The organism is Rhodopseudomonas sp., from assembly GCF_013377015.1.
In the GTDB taxonomy this organism is placed as follows: Bacteria; Pseudomonadota; Alphaproteobacteria; order Rhizobiales; family Xanthobacteraceae; genus JARJEH01.
Genome location: NZ_JACABA010000001.1, coordinates 287,398 through 307,087, shown reverse-complemented (window position 1 = coordinate 307,087; position 19,690 = coordinate 287,398). Strand labels below are relative to the sequence as shown.

20 protein-coding genes are annotated in these 19,690 nt (G+C 65.9%); 10 read left to right on the top strand and 10 right to left on the bottom strand.

Going from position 1 to position 19,690, the window contains the following annotated elements:
• The first annotated feature begins 128 nt into the window (after positions 1-128).
• The gene (locus tag HXX15_RS01500; protein WP_296511905.1) at positions 129-506 is read left to right on the top strand and encodes an Hpt domain-containing protein; all 378 of its coding nucleotides are present in this window, start codon (positions 129-131) and stop codon (positions 504-506) included.
• A 111-nt stretch (positions 507-617) separates the two neighbouring features.
• Positions 618-938 carry a 2Fe-2S iron-sulfur cluster-binding protein gene (locus HXX15_RS01495; RefSeq protein ID WP_296511903.1) on the top strand — a complete coding sequence of 107 codons (321 nt, stop codon included), beginning with the start codon at positions 618-620 and terminating at the stop codon, positions 936-938.
• A gap of 4 nt (positions 939-942) precedes the next feature.
• Here HXX15_RS01495 and HXX15_RS01490 read toward each other — a convergent pair whose 3' ends face one another.
• Positions 943-1,398 carry a thioesterase family protein gene (locus HXX15_RS01490; RefSeq protein ID WP_296511900.1) on the bottom strand — a complete coding sequence of 152 codons (456 nt, stop codon included), beginning with the start codon at positions 1,396-1,398 and terminating at the stop codon, positions 943-945.
• Between the two features lie 180 nt (positions 1,399-1,578).
• Here HXX15_RS01490 and HXX15_RS01485 point away from each other — a divergent pair, with 180 nt between their 5' ends.
• On the top strand, positions 1,579-2,607 hold the full coding sequence (locus HXX15_RS01485; protein WP_296511898.1) for an NAD(P)/FAD-dependent oxidoreductase: 1,029 nt from the start codon (positions 1,579-1,581) through the stop codon (positions 2,605-2,607).
• 172 nt (positions 2,608-2,779) lie between these two features.
• Here the strand turns inward: HXX15_RS01485 and HXX15_RS01480 are convergent, their stop codons facing one another.
• Positions 2,780-4,327 carry a L,D-transpeptidase gene (locus tag HXX15_RS01480; RefSeq protein ID WP_296511896.1) on the bottom strand — a complete coding sequence of 516 codons (1,548 nt, stop codon included), beginning with the start codon at positions 4,325-4,327 and terminating at the stop codon, positions 2,780-2,782.
• A 301-nt stretch (positions 4,328-4,628) separates the two neighbouring features.
• On the opposite strand from HXX15_RS01480, the gene HXX15_RS01475 reads away from it, so the two are divergent.
• Positions 4,629-5,267 carry a DUF2147 domain-containing protein gene (locus HXX15_RS01475; protein ID WP_296511894.1) on the top strand — a complete coding sequence of 213 codons (639 nt, stop codon included), beginning with the start codon at positions 4,629-4,631 and terminating at the stop codon, positions 5,265-5,267.
• 189 nt (positions 5,268-5,456) lie between these two features.
• Here the strand turns inward: HXX15_RS01475 and HXX15_RS01470 are convergent, their stop codons facing one another.
• Together HXX15_RS01470 and HXX15_RS01465 are read right to left on the bottom strand one after the other, a co-directional pair.
• Positions 5,457-7,439 carry a hypothetical protein gene (locus tag HXX15_RS01470; RefSeq protein WP_296511892.1) on the bottom strand — a complete coding sequence of 661 codons (1,983 nt, stop codon included), beginning with the start codon at positions 7,437-7,439 and terminating at the stop codon, positions 5,457-5,459.
• Between the two features lie 68 nt (positions 7,440-7,507).
• Entirely contained in the window at positions 7,508-8,575 is a 1,068-nt protein-coding gene (locus HXX15_RS01465) for a UPF0104 family protein (protein ID WP_296511890.1), read from the bottom strand.
• 385 nt (positions 8,576-8,960) lie between these two features.
• On the opposite strand from HXX15_RS01465, the gene HXX15_RS01460 reads away from it, so the two are divergent.
• Entirely contained in the window at positions 8,961-9,467 is a 507-nt protein-coding gene (locus HXX15_RS01460) for a ferritin-like domain-containing protein (protein WP_296514756.1), read from the top strand.
• 73 nt (positions 9,468-9,540) lie between these two features.
• Here the strand turns inward: HXX15_RS01460 and HXX15_RS01455 are convergent, their stop codons facing one another.
• The 3 genes from HXX15_RS01455 to HXX15_RS01445 form a co-directional block, all read right to left on the bottom strand.
• Complete coding sequence (locus HXX15_RS01455) at positions 9,541-9,978, bottom strand: hypothetical protein (protein WP_296511888.1); 438 nt, start codon at positions 9,976-9,978, stop codon at positions 9,541-9,543.
• A gap of 123 nt (positions 9,979-10,101) precedes the next feature.
• Positions 10,102-10,494 (bottom strand): type II toxin-antitoxin system HicB family antitoxin, encoded by a 393-nt coding sequence (locus tag HXX15_RS01450; protein ID WP_296511886.1) that lies wholly within the window; start codon positions 10,492-10,494, stop codon positions 10,102-10,104.
• Between the two features lie 5 nt (positions 10,495-10,499).
• Positions 10,500-10,688 carry a type II toxin-antitoxin system HicA family toxin gene (locus HXX15_RS01445; protein WP_296511884.1) on the bottom strand — a complete coding sequence of 63 codons (189 nt, stop codon included), beginning with the start codon at positions 10,686-10,688 and terminating at the stop codon, positions 10,500-10,502.
• Between the two features lie 129 nt (positions 10,689-10,817).
• On the opposite strand from HXX15_RS01445, the gene HXX15_RS01440 reads away from it, so the two are divergent.
• On the top strand, positions 10,818-11,417 hold the full coding sequence (locus tag HXX15_RS01440; RefSeq protein ID WP_296511882.1) for a hypothetical protein: 600 nt from the start codon (positions 10,818-10,820) through the stop codon (positions 11,415-11,417).
• 196 nt (positions 11,418-11,613) lie between these two features.
• Here HXX15_RS01440 and HXX15_RS01435 read toward each other — a convergent pair whose 3' ends face one another.
• Together HXX15_RS01435 and HXX15_RS01430 are read right to left on the bottom strand one after the other, a co-directional pair.
• Positions 11,614-12,039 carry a universal stress protein gene (locus tag HXX15_RS01435; RefSeq protein WP_296511880.1) on the bottom strand — a complete coding sequence of 142 codons (426 nt, stop codon included), beginning with the start codon at positions 12,037-12,039 and terminating at the stop codon, positions 11,614-11,616.
• A gap of 73 nt (positions 12,040-12,112) precedes the next feature.
• Positions 12,113-12,646, bottom strand: coding sequence for a histidine phosphatase family protein (locus tag HXX15_RS01430; protein WP_296511878.1), 534 nt, complete (start codon positions 12,644-12,646; stop codon positions 12,113-12,115).
• A 95-nt stretch (positions 12,647-12,741) separates the two neighbouring features.
• On the opposite strand from HXX15_RS01430, the gene HXX15_RS01425 reads away from it, so the two are divergent.
• On the top strand, positions 12,742-14,214 hold the full coding sequence (locus HXX15_RS01425) for an FAD-binding oxidoreductase (RefSeq protein WP_296511877.1): 1,473 nt from the start codon (positions 12,742-12,744) through the stop codon (positions 14,212-14,214).
• Positions 14,215-14,326: 112 nt separating this feature from the next.
• Positions 14,327-14,821 (top strand): peptide-methionine (R)-S-oxide reductase MsrB, encoded by a 495-nt coding sequence (msrB, locus tag HXX15_RS01420; protein WP_296511875.1) that lies wholly within the window; start codon positions 14,327-14,329, stop codon positions 14,819-14,821.
• A gap of 229 nt (positions 14,822-15,050) precedes the next feature.
• On the opposite strand, the gene HXX15_RS01415 is transcribed toward msrB, so the two are convergent.
• Positions 15,051-15,638 carry a TetR/AcrR family transcriptional regulator gene (locus tag HXX15_RS01415; RefSeq protein WP_296511873.1) on the bottom strand — a complete coding sequence of 196 codons (588 nt, stop codon included), beginning with the start codon at positions 15,636-15,638 and terminating at the stop codon, positions 15,051-15,053.
• Between the two features lie 190 nt (positions 15,639-15,828).
• On the opposite strand from HXX15_RS01415, the gene HXX15_RS01410 reads away from it, so the two are divergent.
• Together HXX15_RS01410 and rbbA are read left to right on the top strand one after the other, a co-directional pair.
• Entirely contained in the window at positions 15,829-16,899 is a 1,071-nt protein-coding gene (locus HXX15_RS01410) for an HlyD family efflux transporter periplasmic adaptor subunit (RefSeq protein ID WP_296511871.1), read from the top strand.
• The gene (gene rbbA / locus HXX15_RS01405) at positions 16,896-19,688 is read left to right on the top strand and encodes a ribosome-associated ATPase/putative transporter RbbA (RefSeq protein ID WP_296511869.1); all 2,793 of its coding nucleotides are present in this window, start codon (positions 16,896-16,898) and stop codon (positions 19,686-19,688) included. Before HXX15_RS01410 ends, rbbA begins: the two co-directional genes overlap by 4 nt.
• Positions 19,689-19,690 lie beyond the last annotated feature (2 nt).

The window sequence follows — 19,690 nt, the reverse complement described above, 5'->3', positions numbered from 1 at the left end:
GCGATATGTCGTCAAAAACGAGGCAAACTTGCGGCAATGTACCGAAATGATCCGTTAACCAATTTTGTGGTTGGTTGGGGTGATTTCCGTTGCCGGATCGTGTGGTGCCGGCATTTCTGGGGATAGCAATGCCACTGCGCCTTGAACGGATCGAATGGATGCCATCGCCGCCGCTGGTGCCGGATTCCGAACCGCTCGACATTCAGCATCTGTCGCGGATGACGCTTGGCGATGCCGGGCTTGAGCGCGAGGTGTTGGCGTTGTTCTCGGCGCAGGCCGCCAGTCTGATGGCGGCGCTGGCGTCGCTGCCGGACGACGCCGCGGCGCTGGCGCATACGTTGAAGGGATCGGCGCGGGCGATCGGCGCGTTCGGCGTGGCGGAAGCCGTCGACAGCTTGGAAGCTGCGCTGCGCTGCGGCGACGACACCTCGCACGCGCTGCCTGCGGTCGGCTTCGCCGTGGCCGCGGCGCGCGAAGCGATCAGCGCCCGGCTGCGTCGCTCCTGATCCGGATCAATTCCGCAGCCCGGACCGCGCGGATTTCGCCGCGAGCGCTGGCGGAATGCAAATCGACCGGTTATAGGACAGCCCGTATCCCATCCCTACCGACGAGCAATCATGGCCAAGATTCACTTTGTTGACCACACCGGCGAAACCCGCACCATCGAGGTCGAGAACGGCGCGACGGTGATGGAGGCGGCGATCCGCAACGCCGTCCCGGGCATCGAGGCGGAGTGCGGCGGGGCCTGCGCCTGCGCGACCTGCCACGTCTATGTCGACGAAGCCTGGCGCGAGAAGGTCGGCGGGCCGTCGCCGATGGAAGAGGACATGCTCGATTTCGGTTTCGACGTCCGCCCGTCGTCGCGGCTGTCGTGCCAGATCAAGGTCACCGACGAACTCGACGGCCTGGTGGTCTCGACGCCCGAGCGGCAGGCCTGATCGGCTACGCCAGCTCGACGCCGCGCAGCGCCCAGCGCTTGAGATTGCCGATGATCTGTTCGGTCAGCGGCGTCGGCTTGCGGCTCTGCTCGTTGACCAGCACGGTGATCGAGCGCGCCGAGGCGACGCAGATGCCTTCGGAAAACACCACCTGATCGAAATGCGTCGAGGTGCGGCCGAGCCGTACCACGCCGAGCCCGAGCTCGATCTTGCCCGGCCAGTGCAGCTCGCTGCGGAAGTGGATATCGAGCCGCACCAGCACCCAGCTCAGCCCCGGCGGCATCAGCCCGTTGGCCTTGTCCTTGACCAGGCTGACCCGGCCGGATTCGAAGTAGCTGGAATACACCGCGTTGTTGACGTGGTTGTTGGGGTCGAGGTCAGCGAACCGGACATTGTCCGAAAGTCGATAGGGAAAATCCTCCAGAACCGGCAGCGCGGCGTCGCGGGATCGTGCGGTCAAGGCCATTTCTCCGAGTTTTCTTGAGCTTTTCGCCCATTGAGCCGGTTTCTTGAGCTAGGACAAGGTGGCGGATGGGCCTCCGGCCTAATTATGACTTTCCTCGCCCGGCTGGCTTGGCTAGACAAGCCGCGGCCGGAACGGCTGTCTCGCCGCCTATTTTCCAACCGAAAAGAATCAACGATGACCGACGTGATCAAAACCGATGTGCTGATTGTTGGCGCGGGCCCCTGCGGACTGTTCGCCGTGTTCGAGCTGGGCCTGCTGGATATCAAGGTCCACCTCGTCGACATTCTCGACAAGATCGGCGGCCAATGCGCCGAGCTGTATCCGGAAAAGCCGATCTACGACATTCCCGGAATTCCGCTGATCACCGGCCACGGCCTCACCGAGGCGCTGCTGGAGCAGATCAAGCCATTCAATCCGCAATTCCATCTCAACGAGATGGTGGCCGAGGTCGAGAAGATCGGCGATCCTGGTTTCCGCGTCACCACCGACGCCGGCACCGTGTTCGAATGCAAGGTGCTGGTGGTGGCCGCCGGCGGCGGCTCGTTCCAGCCGAAGCGTCCGCCGGTGCCCGGCGTCGAGGCCTATGAGGGCAAGTCGGTGCACTACGCCGTGCGCAAGATGGAAGAGTTCCGCGGCAAGGACATCCTGATCGTCGGCGGCGGCGACTCCGCCTTGGACTGGACGCTGAACCTCAACCCGCTGGCCAAGAGCATGACGCTGGTGCATCGCCGCGACGATTTCCGCGGCGCGCCGCACTCGGTCGAGCAGATGCGCGCGCTGGTCGCCTCCGGCAAGCTGGACCTCAAGATCGGCCAGATCACCGAGCTGCAGGGCGAGAACGGCCAGCTCAGCGGCGCCACCGTGAAGGGCAACGACAATTCGATCTCGCAGGTGACCTGCAACGCCATGCTGCCGTTCTTCGGTCTGACCATGAAGCTCGGCCCGGTGGCGAATTGGGGCCTGCATCTGGAGAACAATCTGGTGCCGGTCGACACCGGCACGTTCGAGACCAACGTCCCCGGCATCTTCGCGATCGGCGACATCAACACCTATCCGGGCAAGCTGAAGCTGATCCTGTCCGGCTTCCACGAGGGCGCGCTGATGGCGCAGAAGGCGCACAAATACGTCTATCCCGACAAGCGCCTGGTGTTTCAGTACACGACGTCATCGTCGAGCCTGCAGAAGAAGCTCGGCGTCAACTAAGCGGATTGTGAGTTGCGGCGAGGCGATGCGTCGCCTCGTCCAATGACGCTGCCTCGAGTCGGCATGCGCCACGACGGCAGTTCATCGCTCGCGTCAATCATTCCGGGGCGCGCGCGGCGACAGCCGCGAGCGAACCCGGAATCTCGCACCACGGCAGGTTGCGGTCAGCGCCTCACCACCAGCCGCGCGGCTGCTGATAATAGACCGGGCCGCCGCGCCGGCGCGGGTTCGGGTTGACGGGTTGCGGGTTCCAGCTGCGCTGGAAAAACGAGCCGAAGCCGCCGCCGTCCTGATCGTCATTGTCCGATACGCGGACATCGGCCGTCGGCCGGCGCGTCACGAAGCCGCCCTGGGGCTGGTTGTTCAGCACCGCGACGAATTCGGTGCGATAGTTGGTCTCGGCGCTCAGCGGCTCGTCCGAGATGACGATCGAGGTTCGCGGCGAAGCGGTCGGCGCGATGCGATCGAGCACCTCCTGCGGAATGGTGATGCGGTCGAGCGCGGCCTTGGCGTCGTCGGCGTTGTCGATCGTGACCGCGGTCCAGCGCAGGCCCGCATCGTTGCGCGTCACCGCCGTGAACACATGCGTGCCGATCGGTTTGCCGGGATCGCGGATCGTGACCGGAACCTCGATGGTCGCATCGAACACCTCGCCGCCTCCGTCCGGCGCCGGCTTATGGGTGTTGCGCCGCACGTAAAGCTTCTGCGTCGCGCGGCTGATGAAGATCGACGCCGGTTCAAGCGCGAGCTTCGCCTCGCTCGCTGCTTTGGCCGTATCGGCCTTCCTGGTCTGCGCCGCCTTGGCGGCTTCCTTTGCGGCGGCGGCTGCGTCGAGCTTCGATTTGGCGTCGGCTTTGGCGGTCTCGAATTGGGTCGCCAGGTCCGCGGCCTTGGCGGCGGCCTTTTGCTTGAGGTCCTCGGCCCGCGCCTTGGCCTCGTCGGTCTTGGCGGCGGCGAGCGCCTTGTCGGCGGTGGCGAGCTCGGTGTCGGCACGGGTCTTGAGCTTTTCCAGCTTGCGCAGCGACGCCGTCAGCAAAGCCGTCTCGCGCGTCGCTGTCGCGGCGGCTTTCTTCGCCTCGTCGGCGGTCTTGGCAGCCTCGGCCGCCTCGCGCGGGAACGTCTCGGCCTTGGCCGGTGCGGCCGCGATCGCCTCCCGGTCCGGAACGAACAGCGCCGGATGGGAGAACTCGACCGGCTCGGCGTCGTTCGGCGAGATGATCACCCGCATCCCGATCCGGGTCTTGTCGAACAGCTTCTCGGCAAAGCCAAAAGGCATCCGTACGCAGCCGTGCGAGGCCGCATAGCCGGGCAGCGGCCCGCCATGCAGGGCGACGCCGTTCCAGGTGATGCGCTGCATGTTCGGCATCCAGGCGTCGTCATACATGCTCGAGTGGTGGTCCTTGTCCTTCTCGAGCAGGGCGAACACGCCGGCCGGCGTCTCGCGTCCCGTGGTGCCGGTCGACACCGGCGCCCGCAGGATCCAGCCGTCGGCGTCGTAGAAAGTGACCTTCTGGCTCTTGATCGACACGATCGCCATGATCGGCTCGCCGGCCTCGCGCGGCGCTGTCGCCTCGATGGACGGCGCGGGACGAGCCCGTTTTGTCGCCGCGTCGGCGGGCAGCGCCATCAGTGCGGCCATCGCCGCAACCGTCACGAGGGCGGCAGGCCCCCAACGCCGCATCGCCACGGTGGATTGCGTCGTCGTCAATCGATTGACCATGCCAAGTCCTGGTTGAAATGCCTGTCCGCGTTTGCGTCGATCACGTGTCAGCTCGCGATTTTTGAATTGAATAACCGCCGCCACCATCGACGTCGCCAATCCGCTCCTGGGAACGATCGGCACGCTCCGGAGGCAATTCTCTCATATACGACAGCCCGCGCAGGAGGAAGGGTGGCTCGCGGCTGGCGCATAGTGCCGGGCGGCCGCGCTGCGGTCCGCGCGGCGCCGTTTACATCGCCCCTCTGGCTCTGCGGCGCGTTTCGCCATAATCTCGACCCATCGCGATGTTTCAGGTGAGGCCATGAAGATACACCGCTCGCTCTCGACATTCGCCGCTATCGCCGCCTTGGCCGGCTTGGCCCTGTTCACCTCCGCGCCGCTCAAGGCGGCCGAGCAGCCCAGCGCCGCCGGGATGTGGCAGCGTAGCGAGGACGGCAAGCCCGTGCTCTGGCTGCTGATGCTCGACCGCGGCGGCGGCATGTATGAGGGGGTGGTCGCCAAGACCTTCCCGAAGCCCGGCGCGCCGGGCAATGCGATCTGCAGCGAATGCGAGGACGATCGCAAGAACCAGCCGGTGCTGGGCATTTCGCTGATCCGCGACATGAAGCGCAACGGCCTGAAATACGAGGGCGGCAACATCCTCGATCCGCGCAACGGCGATATCTGGAAGGCGATGCTGACCGTCAGCCCGGACGGCCAGGCGCTGACGCTGCGCGGCTATGTGCTGACCCCGGCGCTCGGCCAGGACGAGACCTGGCAGCGGCTGCCCGACACCGCGATCGCCCAGCTCGATCCGGCGATCGTGCAGAAATTCCTGCCGTCCCAAGCCGCGGCGATGAAGCCGGGGACGGCGGGCGCCGCACCGCCGAAGCCGAAGGCGCCCGCACCGATGGCACCGGCGCCGAAAATGGCGAACCCGGCGCCCGCCCCGGCGAAATAGCACGCCACCTGTCATTCCGGGGCGCGAAAGCGCAGCTTGAGCGAACCCGGAATCTCGCCCACGGACTCCGTCCGCGGTGTGTTGACGCTTCCTCGTGTTGCAAGATTCCGGGTTCGCTCGCAGCTACCGCTGCGCGCGCCCCGGAATGACAACCCTGCGCGAGACGAACCTGCGCGGGACGATCCTGCGCTATTCCCGCGGCCGCTCGAGCGGCGGCAGCGGTTGTTCGATCACCTGCGACAGCGCGGGCAGCCGCAGCACCGCGGCCGCCACCGGCGTCGCCGCGTCGGCCATCGCGGCGTGGCCCTCGGCCGAGGGATGCACCGCGCCGCCATAGACCGCCGAGACCACGCCCCAGGTGGCGTCATGGATGTCGGCGGGCTGGATCGCGCCCGGCAGGCCCTGCGGATAGGTCATCGCCGCGAAATAGCTGTCATTGGCGTCGCGGATCCAGCGCGCCCGCGGCAGATAGGCGCGAAAGCTGCTGGCGCCGGCGCCGCAGGTCAGCGGCGAACTCGCCGCGGCGACCAGGTCGGTGGTAAAACTATCGCCGCTCGCCGAGAAACAGGCGCGGTCGAATTCCGGATCGGTTTCGGCGCGGGCGCAGAAGCCGTGATCGGCGAAGGCACGCTGATGCGAATCGACCAGCGTCATGCGGTCGGCGGCGGGATCGCCACACAGCACGCCGCCCTCGCACAGCGCCAGATTCCGCAGCTGCGGCAGGAACTCGTCCTTCACGAAGGCCGACACCGCGGCGAGCCGTTGTGGATCGGCGTTGAACGACGGATGGATGTCGAAGCCGGCGCGGCCGCCGGCGCAGGGCGCGCCGCCATTCACCAGCGTCGGATTGGCGTAGGACACATAGAGCACGCGCTCGAGGTCGCCCACCAACGGCTTCAACGCCTCGCGCAATTTGCCGAACGCGCGCGGCAGCTCGCGCGCCAGCGCGGTGCGGGATTCGTCGATCGATCCGATCACCCCGGAGCGACGGAACAGCGCGCGCTCGGTCGGATTGTCGACGATCACGTCGGCGACCAGCCCGGAGAAGTTGATGTCGTTGGCGCCAACCGACAGCAGCACCAGATCGAGCGCGCGGTTCGGCTGGCGCTTCTTCACCGCGGCCATCGCCTCGCGCAATTCGGCGAGCTGAGCGTTGACGCTACCGCGGCAGTTGAACGACCCCTTGGACAGCAGGCATTCGCGGGCGCGTTGCGCGCCGAACAGGCCGTCGGCAATCGTCGCCCCGGTGCAGCCGAGCGGCAGCAGCGTCACCGCGATATGCGGATAGCGCGCCGCCAGCGCCAGCGCGGTGCGGGTCTGGTAGCTGTACAGCGAGCGGTGGCAGGGCGAGTTGAACCACAATGCGCCGTAGCGCTGCCAGGCCTGCAGCGTGTCCGGCGCCTCGCAGGCGCGGCCGCCCTTGTAGCCGGCACGGCTCGGCCGATAGAACTGGCCGGACAGGCCGAGATAGGAGCGAAAGCAGAAGCCGTCGTCGGCCAGCGCGATCTCGCGGTCCGGATTGCCTTCGCCCGAGGCGATCGAGTCGCCGAGCCCCGCGATCAGGATGTCGCGCACCAAGATGTTGCCGACGATATGCTGCGCCGGCTCGGCGCCGCTGGAGACGTCCACCGTGGCCACCGTCGGGCGGCCGTAGCGGGCGCGGAAATTCACCGGCTCGTTGCAATCCAGCGTCGAGGCCCGCGGGCCGTCGCCGTCGTCGAAACTCCAGGCGCAGGTCGCTCCGACCGGAATCGTGCCGGTCAGCCGCACCGTGACCGGGTGATCGGTCGGGGTCAGGTAGCTCTCCCTGACGCCGTCGCGGAAGCAGGGTTCGTTGACCCGGCCGGTCAGATCGATGCAGAGCCGGTTGACGGTATTGCGGGCCCAGCCGCGACCGTCGCTCTGCTGTTCCAGCGCCTGCTCGGAGGCCAGCACGCCGCGGCCGCGCAGCGTCTCGGCGTGCAGCAGGAAGTCGCGCTCCTCGCGGAACAGCCGGAACCTGTTCCGGACCTCCCAGGAAATCTGCATCGCGGCGTCGGCGTCGGGCTGGGTGACGGCGCCGGCCGGCTGCGCCACGGCGCGTTCGGCTGGCAGCAGGCCGATGCCGGCGAGAAGGCCGGCCAGCAGGATAGCGAGCGGGAAGAACGAACGGATCGAGGATATCGTGATCATGCGACGTTTGACGCCCCGGATGGGGCAAAAATAAGAGACCGCGCTGCCCGACCGGGCCGCGCATCGGATCATCGCTTCGGCGCCGGGCGATGCGCGATCTGGCGGACTGGCGTCGCGGTCGCGGTCGCGGCGGCGGCGATGGCGCTGCGGCGCTTCTGCCAGGGCACCATCACGCTGAGCCAGAGTTCGCGCGTCCCGAGGATCGAAATCGCGAGCCCGAACGGCAGGATGAAATACAGCACGCGGTAGATCAGTAATGTGGCGATCAAATCCTCGCGGGCGAATTGCGGCAGCGCCACCAGCATCGCGGCGTCGAATACGCCGAGGCTGCCGGGCGCGTGGCTGGCGAAGCCGAGCAAAGTGGCGAGAATGAACACTACCGCCAGCGAGACGAAGTCGATCTGCGGCGTGGACGGCATCAGCAGATACATCGCCAGCGCGCAGAAGCCGAGGTCGACGACGCCGATCAGCACCTGCACCAGCGTCAGTCGCGCCGACGGCAGCACGACTTTCCAGCCGTTCTGGCCGAGTTCGCGCCGTTTCTTGCCCAGCGCCAGCCAGATGAAATAGGCCGCGATACCCGACAGGCAGCCCACCCCGATCAGCCGGTTGATCTCGTCGGGCAACAGGTCCATCGCGCTGGCGGCCGGCGGATGCCAGATCATGCCGGTGCCGAGCACGAACAGATTGCCGAGCCAGAAGGTCAGTCCGGAGACGAAGCAGATCTTGGCGACGTCGATCGCGCTCAGGCTGTAGTCGGAATAAATCCGGAATCGGATCGCGCCGCCGGTGAACACCGTGGCGCCGATGTTGTGGCCGATCACGTAGCTGGTGAAAGCCGACAGCGCCGCGATCCGGTACGGCACGTGCAGCTTGCCGATCGTGCGCAGCGCGAAGAAATCATAGAATGTCAGCGTGCAGAACGCGCCAAGCACGCACAGCGCCGCGAGCCCGATCTGGCCATGGGTCTTTTCGGTCAGCGCGACAAGAATGGTGCCGCTGTCGACGCCCTTGAGGGTGCGGACCAGCGACGTGATGGCGAAGGCGACGATGAGGACGCTTGCGACAATCCCGACTCGTTTCCAGCCGACATGTCTCTTGAAGCCACGCCCCAGCGCGGTCAGCACTCGATGCATTCGTCCTCCCGGCGGGGCGGCAACATGGCGAGCGCCGATCGCAGCGATCTTCGGCAAGCGGCAGCCAACCTACTCATTTACGCGACATTCTTTAGGGCAAAACCAGCCCACAGTGCAATCCAATCGGCTGCGGCGACAAGATCGCGCATCATTGCGGCGGCGGGCCCGATCGGCCTTTGATGTAACGCAAACTTGGTGCGCCGTCGTGTCATGGCCGCAATGGCTCACTCTGGGCCGATCGGGCCGTGCTGCTGTCGATATGATGCGCATGTCCGCCGCGCGCAAGGAACAGAGTTTCGTTTCGCTGGTTAACGTCGCTCATCACATCGGAGCATCGCAGCGGGTGTCGCAAAGCTGTCATGTTCCACATTGCGAGGATCTGGCGATGGGACTTTTCACCAAAGACATCAAGACCATGGATGACTTGTTCGTGCATCAATTGCAGGACATCTATTACGCCGAAAGGCAGCTATTGAAGGCGCTGCCGAAAATGGCCGACAAGGCCACCGATCGGCAGCTGCAGCAGGGATTTCTGACCCACCTCGATGAAACCCGAGGCCACGTGCAGCGGCTGGAACAGGTATTCGAGATGCACGGCGCCGCGATCAAGGCGGTGGCATGCCCGGCGATCGACGGTATCATCGCAGAAGCCGATGACGTGACCGGCGAGATTGACGACAAGGCGGTGCTCGACGCCGCGCTGATCAACGCCGCGCAGGCCGTCGAGCACTATGAGATCGCCCGCTACGGCAGTCTGATCGCCTGGGCCAAGCAGCTCGGCCGCAACGATTGCGCCGCGGTGTTGCAAAAGACCCTTGACGAGGAAAAGGCCACCGACCGCAAGCTGACTACGCTGGCCGAAACACGCGTCAATCTTCGCGCCGCGAGCTGACGATGCGTGCAATATTGAACTGAGGCAAAACGCCGCGCAGGTTCCTGCGCGGCGTTTCGTTCACCGAACCACCTCAGACCTTGCGCAACGCGAAATGCGCGCCGCAGAACGCCATCAGCGCGCCGAGGCACAACGTCGCCAGGCCCGCCAGCACGCCAGCGATGGTCGGCAGCGGCGAGGGCGCCGATGCCGCCTGGCCCGCGGCGGCCAACACCAGCACGCCGAGCCCGATCAGGAATTGCCGCATCCGCGGCGGGATCTGGCCCGACACCGCGCTGTGCATCAGTGCCGCCGTGAGATAGCCGCCGGCAAACCCCGCGGTCGCCACCAACCACCAAGCCAACGCCGCGCCCGCGGGCATGAAACTGGTGAGATCGCTGCGCCACAGCCCGCCGAGATCGAGCCCGAAGCGCTGCCCCAGCATGTGCAGCGCCAGCGCCAGCAGCATGCCGGAAATCATCGCGGCCGCGAGGATCAGGCGGCGCGGGAAATAGGCGGCGGGTTGGGCCATGAGCGCTCGCTGGACCAGAGGGTTGTGGCAACGTCGTTGGCGAGAGCGGGGTGACGCGCTCGCATCCGTGACTTGTAAGAAAAGCCCACCGCCCGTGCAAGCGCAGCGATTACGACCTGTTAGTTAGGCCGCCATCGACTTCTTCGCCGCCTGCGCCAGAAAGCCGGACCGGGTGAAACCCTCGCGTTCGGCATAGGCGTCGATCTGTTCGAGGATGTCGGCGGGAAGCGTGATGTTGATCCGTACCGATCTGACCGCCGGCGGAATCACCGGCACCAGAACGGCGACGCCGTTGCGGTTCTGCGGATTCTGCATGATCGATTCCAGCGTCGACGGCTCGGGCACGGCGTCGCCGTCTTCCGCCATGCCCTGCAGGTGCAGTGCCAGCGCCTCGGCCGCCATGTCGCGCGCTTCGTCCAGGGTGCGGCCGGCGCTGATGACGCCGGGCAGATCGGGAAACGAAACCCCGTAGTCGCTGCCTTCGTCCTTGTGGATCAGTGCGATGTAATGGCGCATGGGCGTCACCTCAGTTTGAGACCGGATTGCTGCTCGATGCTGCGCAGCGTTCCCAGCGGGACATCACGCTTCGGATGCGGGACCGTGGTGCGGCCCGGTTTGGTCGGGTGTTTGAACTGACGGTGGCTGCCCTTCTGGGCGACCTGAACCCACCCGTCGGCCTTTAGCGCCGCAATGATGTCACGCGAGTTCATGGTGTATCTATACACACAATGACGACTCGGCAAGTGTATAAGTACACACTTTGACGCGCGGTAGTCATGATCGCAAGTTGCGTCCGGCCGACCCTCCTGCAATGAGGGATGCGCAGGGAGACCACCGCATTGGCCGCAATCTCAAAAGCAAGACGCGACAAAGCCGCGCCCGGCACGAGCTACGCCTACAAGGCTTCGCTGGTCGGCGCCGCGCAGCAGTTCGAGCTCACCGATGACGGGTTGTCGTGGCGGGTCGGCGGCAAGGCCGGGCTGTGGCCCTACGCCACCATCGCCAGCGTGCGGCTGAGCTACCGGCCGGTGTCGATGCAATCGCGGCGGTTTCGCGCCGATCTCGAAGACGTCGGAGGCGCCCGCGTCAGCATCATCTCCACCACCTGGCAGACCGTGGCGCTGATGGCGCCGCAGGACGAGGACTACCGCGCCTTCATCGTGGCGCTGCACCGGCGGATGCAACAGGTCGGCAGCCACGCCGCGCTGGTCGGCGGGCTGAAGCCCGCCATCCATATCGGCGCGATGGTGCTGATCGCGCTGCTCGGCGTGGCGATGACGGGCCTGCTGGCGCGCGCGGTCGCCACCGCGCAATGGGGCGGCGTGCTGTTCATCGTCGGCTTCGCCGCGCTGTTCGGCTGGCAAGTCGGTGGCTTCATCCGCCGCAACAAACCGCGCAGCTACACCTTCGAGGAATTGCCGAAGGAGTTGTTGCCGTAGGGGCCGATCACTTCATGCTCGTCATTCCGGGGCGCGAGCCTCTTGGGCGAGCGAACCCGGAATCCTGCGCCGGGTGTTGACCTGGTCAGTGTGGTGCGAGATTCCGGGTTCGCTCGCAGCTGGCGCTGCGCGCGCCCCGGAATGACGAACGCAATTGAATTGCCTGGATCATCTCAGCGCGACGATGCTGCCGGCTTCACTGCCGCACCACCAGCACCGAGCAGGTGGCGTAGCGCACCACATGGCCGGCGTTGGAGCCGAGGAAGTAGGTCCGCATCGCCGGCTTGTGCGAGGTCATCACGATCAGGTCGGCGCCGCAGGCAGCGGCCTCTTCGAGGATCTCGTGATAGATCCCGCCCTGTCGCACCACGGTGGAGATCCGCGCCGCGTCGATGCCGGATTCGCGTGCCACTTTCGCCAGCCCCTGCTCGGACAATTCGCGCTGCTGCGCGTCGAAATCCGCCGGGACATATTCGGCCAGCATCACCGGCGTCATCGGCATCACGGTGATCAGCCGGACCGTGCCGCGATAGGTTTGCGCCAGCGTGGCGGCGGTGTCGATCGCCGGCTTGGTCAGGTCGGTGTCGGACAGGTCGATCGGGACGAGAATGGATTTGAACATGCGGGTCTGGCTCCGGGGCGTCGGCCTCGCGCGCAGTCTAGATCAAACCGGCCGCAATGACGAACCTGGCGTCCTAGGATGCCTCGCGCAAAATCTTCGGGCTGACGAAATGCGAAAGCTTGCCGCCGCCGAACGCGGCGTCGGCCCAGTCGCGGATCGCGAAATCGATCACCGCCAGCCCGCTGGTCGGCATGTTGCCGTTCAGCGGCTTGCGCTCGGCGGCGGTGCCGTTGCAGGTCAGCCCGAGCGCCAGTTCCTGCAGTCCGGGATTGTGCCCGACCACCAACAGCCGCCGCGGCTGGTCGGCGACGGCGTGGATCTCCTGCAGCAATTGCGCGGCGCCGGCGCCGTAAAGCTCCGGCAGATGCGCGACCTGCATCGGCATCAGCTCGGCGGGGATCACGCCGCTGATGATTTCCCAGGTCTGCTGCGCCCGCACCGCGGTGGAAATCAGCGCCGCATCCGGTACCAGCCGGTTGCGGACCAGCCAGCCGGCGATCGCGGCGGCGTCGACCCGGCCGCGGTCGTCGAGACGCCTGTCCTGGTCCTTGCCGCTCGGCGCGTCCGTCTCGGTCTTGGCGTGACGCAGCAGAATCAAACGGCGCATGTGTGCAATCCGGAAGGGAGACCCGTCTGCGGATTAATCGAGAAGCCGCGTCAGGACAAGGTGACAAGCATCCAAGGTGTCCGTAAGAAAACGGCATGACCCAGCCCGCGACAAGTGCGACCAAAGGACCGGACGACGCGCCTGCGCCCACGCCGGCCGGCGCGGTGGGCTTTGCGATTCCGCACCGCGACCGGCTGAGCTTCAATCTCGACGTCGATATCTGTGTGATCGGGGCCGGGCTCGCCGGCCTGACCGTGGCGCTGGAGGCGGCCCGGATGGGCGCCAGCGTCGCCGTGCTGGAGGCTCGCCAGGTCGGCTGGAACGCCTCCGGCCATCAGATTGGCACCGTAATGCCGGGGTTTGGCGTGCCGATCGGCGATCTGATCGCCCGGATCGGCTTCCACGATACCCGCGACCTCTGGTCGCTGGCGAAACTGGGGATGGACTATGTCCGCGACCTCGCCACCGAGGAAACGATGCCCGGCATCAATCTGACCCAGGGCGCGCTCGAGGTTTCCAACGTCGATATCGGCGACCGGCTGATCGGCCGGCTGCAGATGCTGGGCGAGGATTTCAGCACCGAGGTCGAGGGCTGGCAGATCGACCACGTCCGCGACGTGCTGAAGACCGACCGCTATTTCCACGCCATCCATTACCCGACCGCGTTCCAGCTCGACGGACGTAAATACCTCCGCGGCCTCGAAGCGCTGGCGCGCCAGGCCGGGGTGCGGATTTTCGAGGACACCCCGGCGGTCAGCATCGACCCGTCCGGGATCCGAAAGCGGATCGTCACCCCGGAAGCGCGGCTGCGCGCCTCCGACATCGTGCTGGCGGGCAATGTCCATCTCGGCGCGCCGTTGCAACGGCTGTCTGACACGCTGCTGCCGGTCTGGCGCTATGCGGCGCTGACCCAGCCGCTCGGCGCGCGGCTGGCGGAGGCCATCAGCTTTGCCGGCTCGGTGACCGATACCGACGGCATCGACCATTACCGCATCGTCGACGGCGACCGGTTGCTATGGTCGAGCCCGGAAACCACCTGGGCGGCGCAGCCGAAACGGCTCGGTGGCGCGATCCGGCGCCGGATCCGCACGGTGTTTCCGCAGCTCGGCGCGGTCGAGATCGACCAGATCTGGAGCGGGGTGGTGGGCCAGACCGTCCACGGCATGCCGCAGGTCGGGCAATTGCGCCGCGGGCTGTGGGTCGCCAGCGGGTTCGGGCGGCAGGGCCTCAACACCACGGCGATGGCCGGGCAATTGATCGCGCAGGCGATCATGCACGGCGACGAGCGCTGGCGGCTGTTTTCGCCGTTCGAGCTGGTCTGGGCCGGGGGCCGCACCGGCCGGATCGCCGGCCAGGCGATCAGCACCGCGGTCCGCGCCGGCGCCAGCGCGGCGGGCCTGCTGGCGCGCTATCGCGAACGCGCCGCGGCGCGCGAAGCGATCCACGAAGCGCGGCTGGAGGCGGCCAAGCAGAACGCCCGGCAGGCGCGCCCGCCGCGGCCGCCGAAGCCGGCGCTGGCGGACCAGCCAGCGGCCGCCGAGCCGCACGAGACCACCCCGGCGCAGTGAGGATTACTGCCTCGCGACATTGTGAGCGGGGTTTGCGGGCAGGGATGTAACCTTGGCCGCCGCCGGCCGTAACTCAGGCAATGCCACCGCCCTCGCTTCGCACGGAGACACCATGATTGATCGCCGCATTCTGCTCGCTTCCGTCGCCATGGCCGCTTTGTTCGGCTTCCGCTGGCTGCAGCCGGCGCGCGCCGCCGCGGAGAAATTCGAGATCGAAAAGACCCCGGAGGAGTGGAAGAAGCAGCTCACCCCGATGCAGTACAACATCCTGCGCGAGGAGGGCACCGAGCGGCCGGGCTCCAGCCCGCTGCTGAACGAGCATCGCAAGGGCACTTTCGCCTGCGCTGGCTGTGACCTGCCGCTGTTCTCCTCCGAGACCAAATTCGAGAGCGGCACCGGCTGGCCGAGCTTCTGGCAGCCGCTGCCGAACGCGGTCGGCGAGCGCAAGGACGGCACGCTGGGCATGACCCGGACCGAGGTGCATTGCCGCCGCTGCGGCGGCCATCTCGGCCACGTCTTCGACGATGGCCCGAAGCCCACCGGCCTGCGCTACTGCATGGACGGCTTTGCCTTGGTGTTCCACCCGGCGACGGCGGGGGCGAGCTGAGAGTCTGACTCAAGATGCGCTCAACAAAATCAGGCGTCTGAGTTCGTCATTGCGAGGAGCACTTGCGACGAAGCAATACAGTCTTCGCTTGGTGCCCTGGATTGCTTCGCCATCGGGCGGCGCTCCGCGCCGACCCTCGGCTCGCAATGACGAATCGAATCGTCGATCTTTTTGAATGCATTTTCGGTCAGGCGGACCTGATCGAAGGCCGAGGGGGCAGCGCAAGGGACTATGCGGGCCGGACGCCGACGCCGGCATTGATCATCTGCCCGATCGCGCTTGCAATCAGATGCTCGACGTCGCCGCCCTCGGCCTCCTGCAAAGGCGAGATGCGAAGCACGTTGCGGAGAATGCCGAGCCCGGCCAGGAACGCGGCGATCACGGCGGCCCGCGCTGCCGCCGGCTGATCGAGCTTGCCGGCCAGCGGCTGGATGAAATCTTTGACGATGAATTCCGTCAACACGCGTGACGCCTCCGGACTCGAAAGCGAGCGGATGACGATGTCGAGCGGTCCGACCTCGTCGCGGCCACGCGCGGCGTCGTGCGCAAAGATCTGCTTCGCCAGCGCCCCGGCGAGTTCGTCGGCAGGCCCGTTGAGAAGCAGAGCTGGTTCCATGGCCGCTCCGACGGCCTCGGCGAACAGGCGCTCCTTGGAGCCGAAACACCGATGCACATAAGCGACGTCGACGCCGACATCGGCAGCGATGTCCCGAAGCCCGGTTGCTTCATAGGAGTGTCTTGAAAACCGCAGAACTGCAGCATTCAGGATGCGGTCGCGCGTGGCGACCGCAGGCTGCACGTCCGGACGCCGCCGCATCAGAGCCTCGCGAAATCAATCTCGATGGAACTTTCCGCACGATATCGTCGCACCGAGTCAACGGCTGTTGATTCAAGTCAAGGTCTTATCCCGCGTTGCGAATTAATTTTCAAAACACAATGGTATCTTACGTCCGCGCGAGCGAGGCTGCGCCGCCGCCGCCTCGGACAGGCAAGAGAAGATTCCCCTGATGAGAATGGACCGGAAGCGCTGGCTCATTGCCGTCGTCGCCATTGCTGTCGGCATCGGCGGTTACTACGCTTGGCTGACATTCGGCAAAGCCGATCTGCCCCCCGGGATTGCCAGCGGCAACGGCCGCATTGAAGCGATCGAGATCGACATTTCAACCAAGGCCGCCGGGCGGATCCGCGAAATCCTCGTCGCCGAGGGCGATTTTGTCACGGCGGGGCAGGTGCTTGCCCGGATGGACACCGACCAGATGGAAGCCCAGCGCCGCCAGGCGACGGCGCAGTTGCACCGGGCGTCGATCAGCGTCGACACCGCCAAGAGTCTGGTCGTGCAGCGCGAAGCGGAACGAACGGCAGCGGTGGCTGTGCTGGCCCAGCGCGAAGCGCAACTGGATGCTGCGGACAGAAAGCTCGCGCGCTCGGCGCAATTGATCAAGACCAGCGCGGTATCCCAACAGGTGCTCGACGACGATCGCGCCAATGCCGAAGGAATGAAGGCCGCGGTGGCCGCGGCCCAGGCCCAGATCGCCGCGTCGGAAGCCGCAATCAGCGCCACCAAGGCGCAAGTGGTCGATGCCGGCGCGGCAGTCGACGCCGCCCAGGCCGCGATCGAGAGCATTAGTGTCGAGATCAACGACAGCACGTTGCGATCGCCGCGCGATGGGCGCGTGCAATACCGCGTGGCGCAGCCCGGCGAAGTTCTCTCCGCGGGAGGTCGGGTTCTCAACCTCGTCGATCTCAGCGATGTGTATATGACGTTCTTCCTGCCGACCGCGCAGGCCGGGCGCGTCGCGATCGGCACCGATGTCCGCCTGGTGCTCGACGCGGTTCCGCAATATGTGATCCCCGCCAAGGCCAGCTTCGTCGCCGACGTCGCGCAGTTCACGCCGAAGACCGTCGAAACCGAGGAGGAACGTCTGAAGCTGATGTTCCGGGTCAAGGCGCGGATTTCTCCGGAGCTGCTCAAGAAATATATCCGGCAGGTCAAGACCGGCCTACCCGGCATGGCCTATATCCAGCTGGAACCAGCGGCAGAATGGCCGACCAGTCTCAAGGGAAAGCTACTACAATGAGCGACCGCGCGACCGAGCCGGCGGCTGTCGCTCCGCCGCCTGTCGTGCGCCTGAACGCTGTCGGACAGTCCTACGGCAAGACCGTGGCACTCGAGGCCATCACCCTCGACCTGCCCGCCGGCTGCATGGTCGGACTGATCGGGCCCGACGGTGTCGGCAAGTCCACGCTGCTGTCGCTGATCGCCGGCGCCCGCGTCATTCAGAACGGTCGCGTCGAGGTGCTGGGCGCCGACATCGCCGATGCCACGCAGCGGAGGCTGACCTGCCCGCGAATCGCCTACATGCCGCAGGGGCTCGGCAAGAATCTCTATCCGACGCTCTCCGTGTTCGAGAATGTGGACTTCTTCGGCCGTCTGTTCGGCCACAACAATCGCGAACGCAAGCGCCGGATCCAGCAACTTCTGCAAAGCACCGGGCTGGCGCCATTCGCCGATCGTCCGGCAGGCAAGCTGTCGGGTGGCATGAAGCAAAAACTCGGCCTGTGCTGCGCGTTGATCCACGACCCAGACTTGCTGATCCTCGACGAACCCACCACCGGCGTCGATCCATTGTCGCGCCGCCAGTTCTGGCAATTGATCGAGGAAATTCGCGGCAGCCGCGACGGGATGAGCGTGATCGTCGCGACCGCCTATATGGAAGAGGCGGCAAGTTTCGACTGGCTGGTGGCGATGAATGCCGGGCGCGTACTCGCCACCGGCGCGCCGACTGACCTGCTGCGGCAGACCGGCGTGGCCACGCTCGATGCCGCCTTCATCGCTCTGCTCCCGGAACAGGATCGCCAAGGCTATGCGGGGGTGACGATTCCGCCGCGCGCCGCGTCACTTGACGGCGACGTCGCGATCGAAGCCGAGCACCTCACCATGCGGTTCGACGATTTCACCGCCGTCGACGATGTGAGCTTCCGCATTGAGCGCGGCGAAATCTTCGGCTTCCTCGGCTCGAACGGCTGCGGCAAGACCACGACGATGAAGATGCTGACCGGACTGTTGCCGGCTAGCGAGGGCAAAGCCAGGCTGTTCGGAAACGAAATCGACCCGAACGACATGAATGTCCGGCGCCGCGTCGGCTACATGTCGCAGGGCTTCTCGCTGTATTCAGAACTGACGGTCAGACAGAACCTCGAACTGCACGCGCGCCTGTTCCGCATGACCCCCGCAGACATTCCGGCGCGGATCGCCGAGATGGCAAAGCGGTTCGATCTGGGCGAGGTGATGGATTCGCTGCCGGCCCCGCTTCCGCTCGGCGTCCGCCAGCGTCTGTCGCTGGCGGTGGCGATGATCCATTCGCCCGACATCCTGATTCTCGACGAACCGACCTCCGGCGTCGATCCGGTGGCCCGCGACAGTTTCTGGCAAATCCTCTCCGACCTGTCCCGCAAGGACAACGTCACGATCTTCATCTCCACGCATTTCATGAACGAAGCCGAGCGCTGCGACCGCGTCTCGCTGATGCATGCCGGCCGGGTGCTGGTCAGCGATGCGCCCGCCAAGATCGTCGAACTGCGTTCGGCCGCCACCCTCGAACAGGCCTTCATCGCCTATCTGGAGGATGCCATCGAACAGACGGAAGCCGCGCCATCGAACGCCGCTGCCGCTGCCGCCCCCGCGCCCGAGGCCGCGCCGGCCGAGCGCGCGGTCGCGGCTCATGGCCAGACCAGGCGGCTGTTCGATCTGCGGCGCATGCTGGCTTACACAGGGCGCGAGGCGCTCGAACTGCGCCGCGACCCGATCCGCGCCACGCTTGCCACCATCGGCAGCATCATCCTGTTGTTCGTATTGGGCTACGGCATCAACCTCGATGTCGAGAAGCTGTCGTTCGCGGCGCTAGACCGCGACGACACCACGATCAGCCGCGACTATATCCTGCAAATCGCCGGTTCGCGCTATTTCAAGGAAGGAGATCCGATCATCGACTATGCGGATCTCGATCGGCGCATGCGCAGCGGCCAGCTCACCGTCGCGATCGAGATTCCGCCGGGTTTCGCACGTGACGTCGCACACGGACGCGACGTCGAGATCGGCGCATGGATCGACGGTGCGATGCCGATGCGGGGAGAGACCGCACGCGGCTACGTCCAGGCCATGCACCTGAGCTGGCTGACCCAGAAGGCGCGGGAGATCTACGGCGCCGCCGCGACGGCGAGCAGCTTTCAGATCGAGCTCCGTTACCGATACAATCCGGATGTCAAAAGTCTCGTTGCGATGGCGCCCGCGGTGATCCCGCTGCTGCTGTTGATGATACCCGCCATGCTGGCGGTGCTCAGTGTGGTCCGGGAGAAGGAGCTTGGATCGATCATCAATTTCTACGCGACGCCGGTCACGCGGTTCGAATTCCTGATCGGCAAGCAGATTCCCTATGTCGTGCTTGCGATGCTGAACGCGCTCCTGCTGACCGCCTTCGCAGCCTTCGTCTTTCGCGTCCCGTTTACCGGGAGCCTCGTGACCTACACGGGAGCAGCGTTGCTCTACGTCATTATCGCGACGAGCATGGGACTTGTGCTGTCGACCTTCATGAGCAGCCAGATTGCGGCGATCTTCGGAACTGCGCTGCTCACCCTGATCCCGGCTGTTCAATTTTCCGGATTGACCGATCCGGTGTCGTCGCTGCAGGGGTTCGGCGCCCTGATCGGACGGATCTATCCGACCACATATTTCGTCAACATCACGCGCGGCACGTTCTCGAAAGCACTCGGCTTCGGCGATCTGGTGGGCTCGTTCGTGCCGCTGCTGATCGCGATACCGTTGTTGCTGGGCCTTGGCGCCGCGCTTCTCAAGAAACAGGCGGACTAAGC

Excerpts from the sequence above, each read along its gene's own strand:
- HXX15_RS01500 (WP_296511905.1), top strand. The coding sequence starts at position 129 with ATGCCACTGCGCCTTGAACGGATCGAATGGATGCCATCGCCGCCGCTG.
- HXX15_RS01495 (WP_296511903.1), top strand. The coding sequence starts at position 618 with ATGGCCAAGATTCACTTTGTTGACCACACCGGCGAAACCCGCACCATC.
- HXX15_RS01485 (WP_296511898.1), top strand. The coding sequence starts at position 1,579 with ATGACCGACGTGATCAAAACCGATGTGCTGATTGTTGGCGCGGGCCCC.
- HXX15_RS01480 (WP_296511896.1), bottom strand. The coding sequence starts at position 4,327 with ATGGTCAATCGATTGACGACGACGCAATCCACCGTGGCGATGCGGCGT.
- HXX15_RS01475 (WP_296511894.1), top strand. The coding sequence starts at position 4,629 with ATGAAGATACACCGCTCGCTCTCGACATTCGCCGCTATCGCCGCCTTG.
- HXX15_RS01470 (WP_296511892.1), bottom strand. The coding sequence starts at position 7,439 with ATGATCACGATATCCTCGATCCGTTCGTTCTTCCCGCTCGCTATCCTG.
- HXX15_RS01465 (WP_296511890.1), bottom strand. The coding sequence starts at position 8,575 with ATGCATCGAGTGCTGACCGCGCTGGGGCGTGGCTTCAAGAGACATGTC.
- HXX15_RS01460 (WP_296514756.1), top strand. The coding sequence starts at position 8,961 with ATGGGACTTTTCACCAAAGACATCAAGACCATGGATGACTTGTTCGTG.
- HXX15_RS01455 (WP_296511888.1), bottom strand. The coding sequence starts at position 9,978 with ATGGCCCAACCCGCCGCCTATTTCCCGCGCCGCCTGATCCTCGCGGCC.
- HXX15_RS01450 (WP_296511886.1), bottom strand. The coding sequence starts at position 10,494 with ATGCGCCATTACATCGCACTGATCCACAAGGACGAAGGCAGCGACTAC.
- HXX15_RS01445 (WP_296511884.1), bottom strand. The coding sequence starts at position 10,688 with ATGAACTCGCGTGACATCATTGCGGCGCTAAAGGCCGACGGGTGGGTT.
- HXX15_RS01435 (WP_296511880.1), bottom strand. The coding sequence starts at position 12,039 with ATGTTCAAATCCATTCTCGTCCCGATCGACCTGTCCGACACCGACCTG.
- HXX15_RS01430 (WP_296511878.1), bottom strand. The coding sequence starts at position 12,646 with ATGCGCCGTTTGATTCTGCTGCGTCACGCCAAGACCGAGACGGACGCG.
- HXX15_RS01425 (WP_296511877.1), top strand. The coding sequence starts at position 12,742 with ATGACCCAGCCCGCGACAAGTGCGACCAAAGGACCGGACGACGCGCCT.
- msrB (WP_296511875.1), top strand. The coding sequence starts at position 14,327 with ATGATTGATCGCCGCATTCTGCTCGCTTCCGTCGCCATGGCCGCTTTG.
- HXX15_RS01415 (WP_296511873.1), bottom strand. The coding sequence starts at position 15,638 with ATGCGGCGGCGTCCGGACGTGCAGCCTGCGGTCGCCACGCGCGACCGC.
- HXX15_RS01410 (WP_296511871.1), top strand. The coding sequence starts at position 15,829 with ATGAGAATGGACCGGAAGCGCTGGCTCATTGCCGTCGTCGCCATTGCT.
- rbbA (WP_296511869.1), top strand. The coding sequence starts at position 16,896 with ATGAGCGACCGCGCGACCGAGCCGGCGGCTGTCGCTCCGCCGCCTGTC.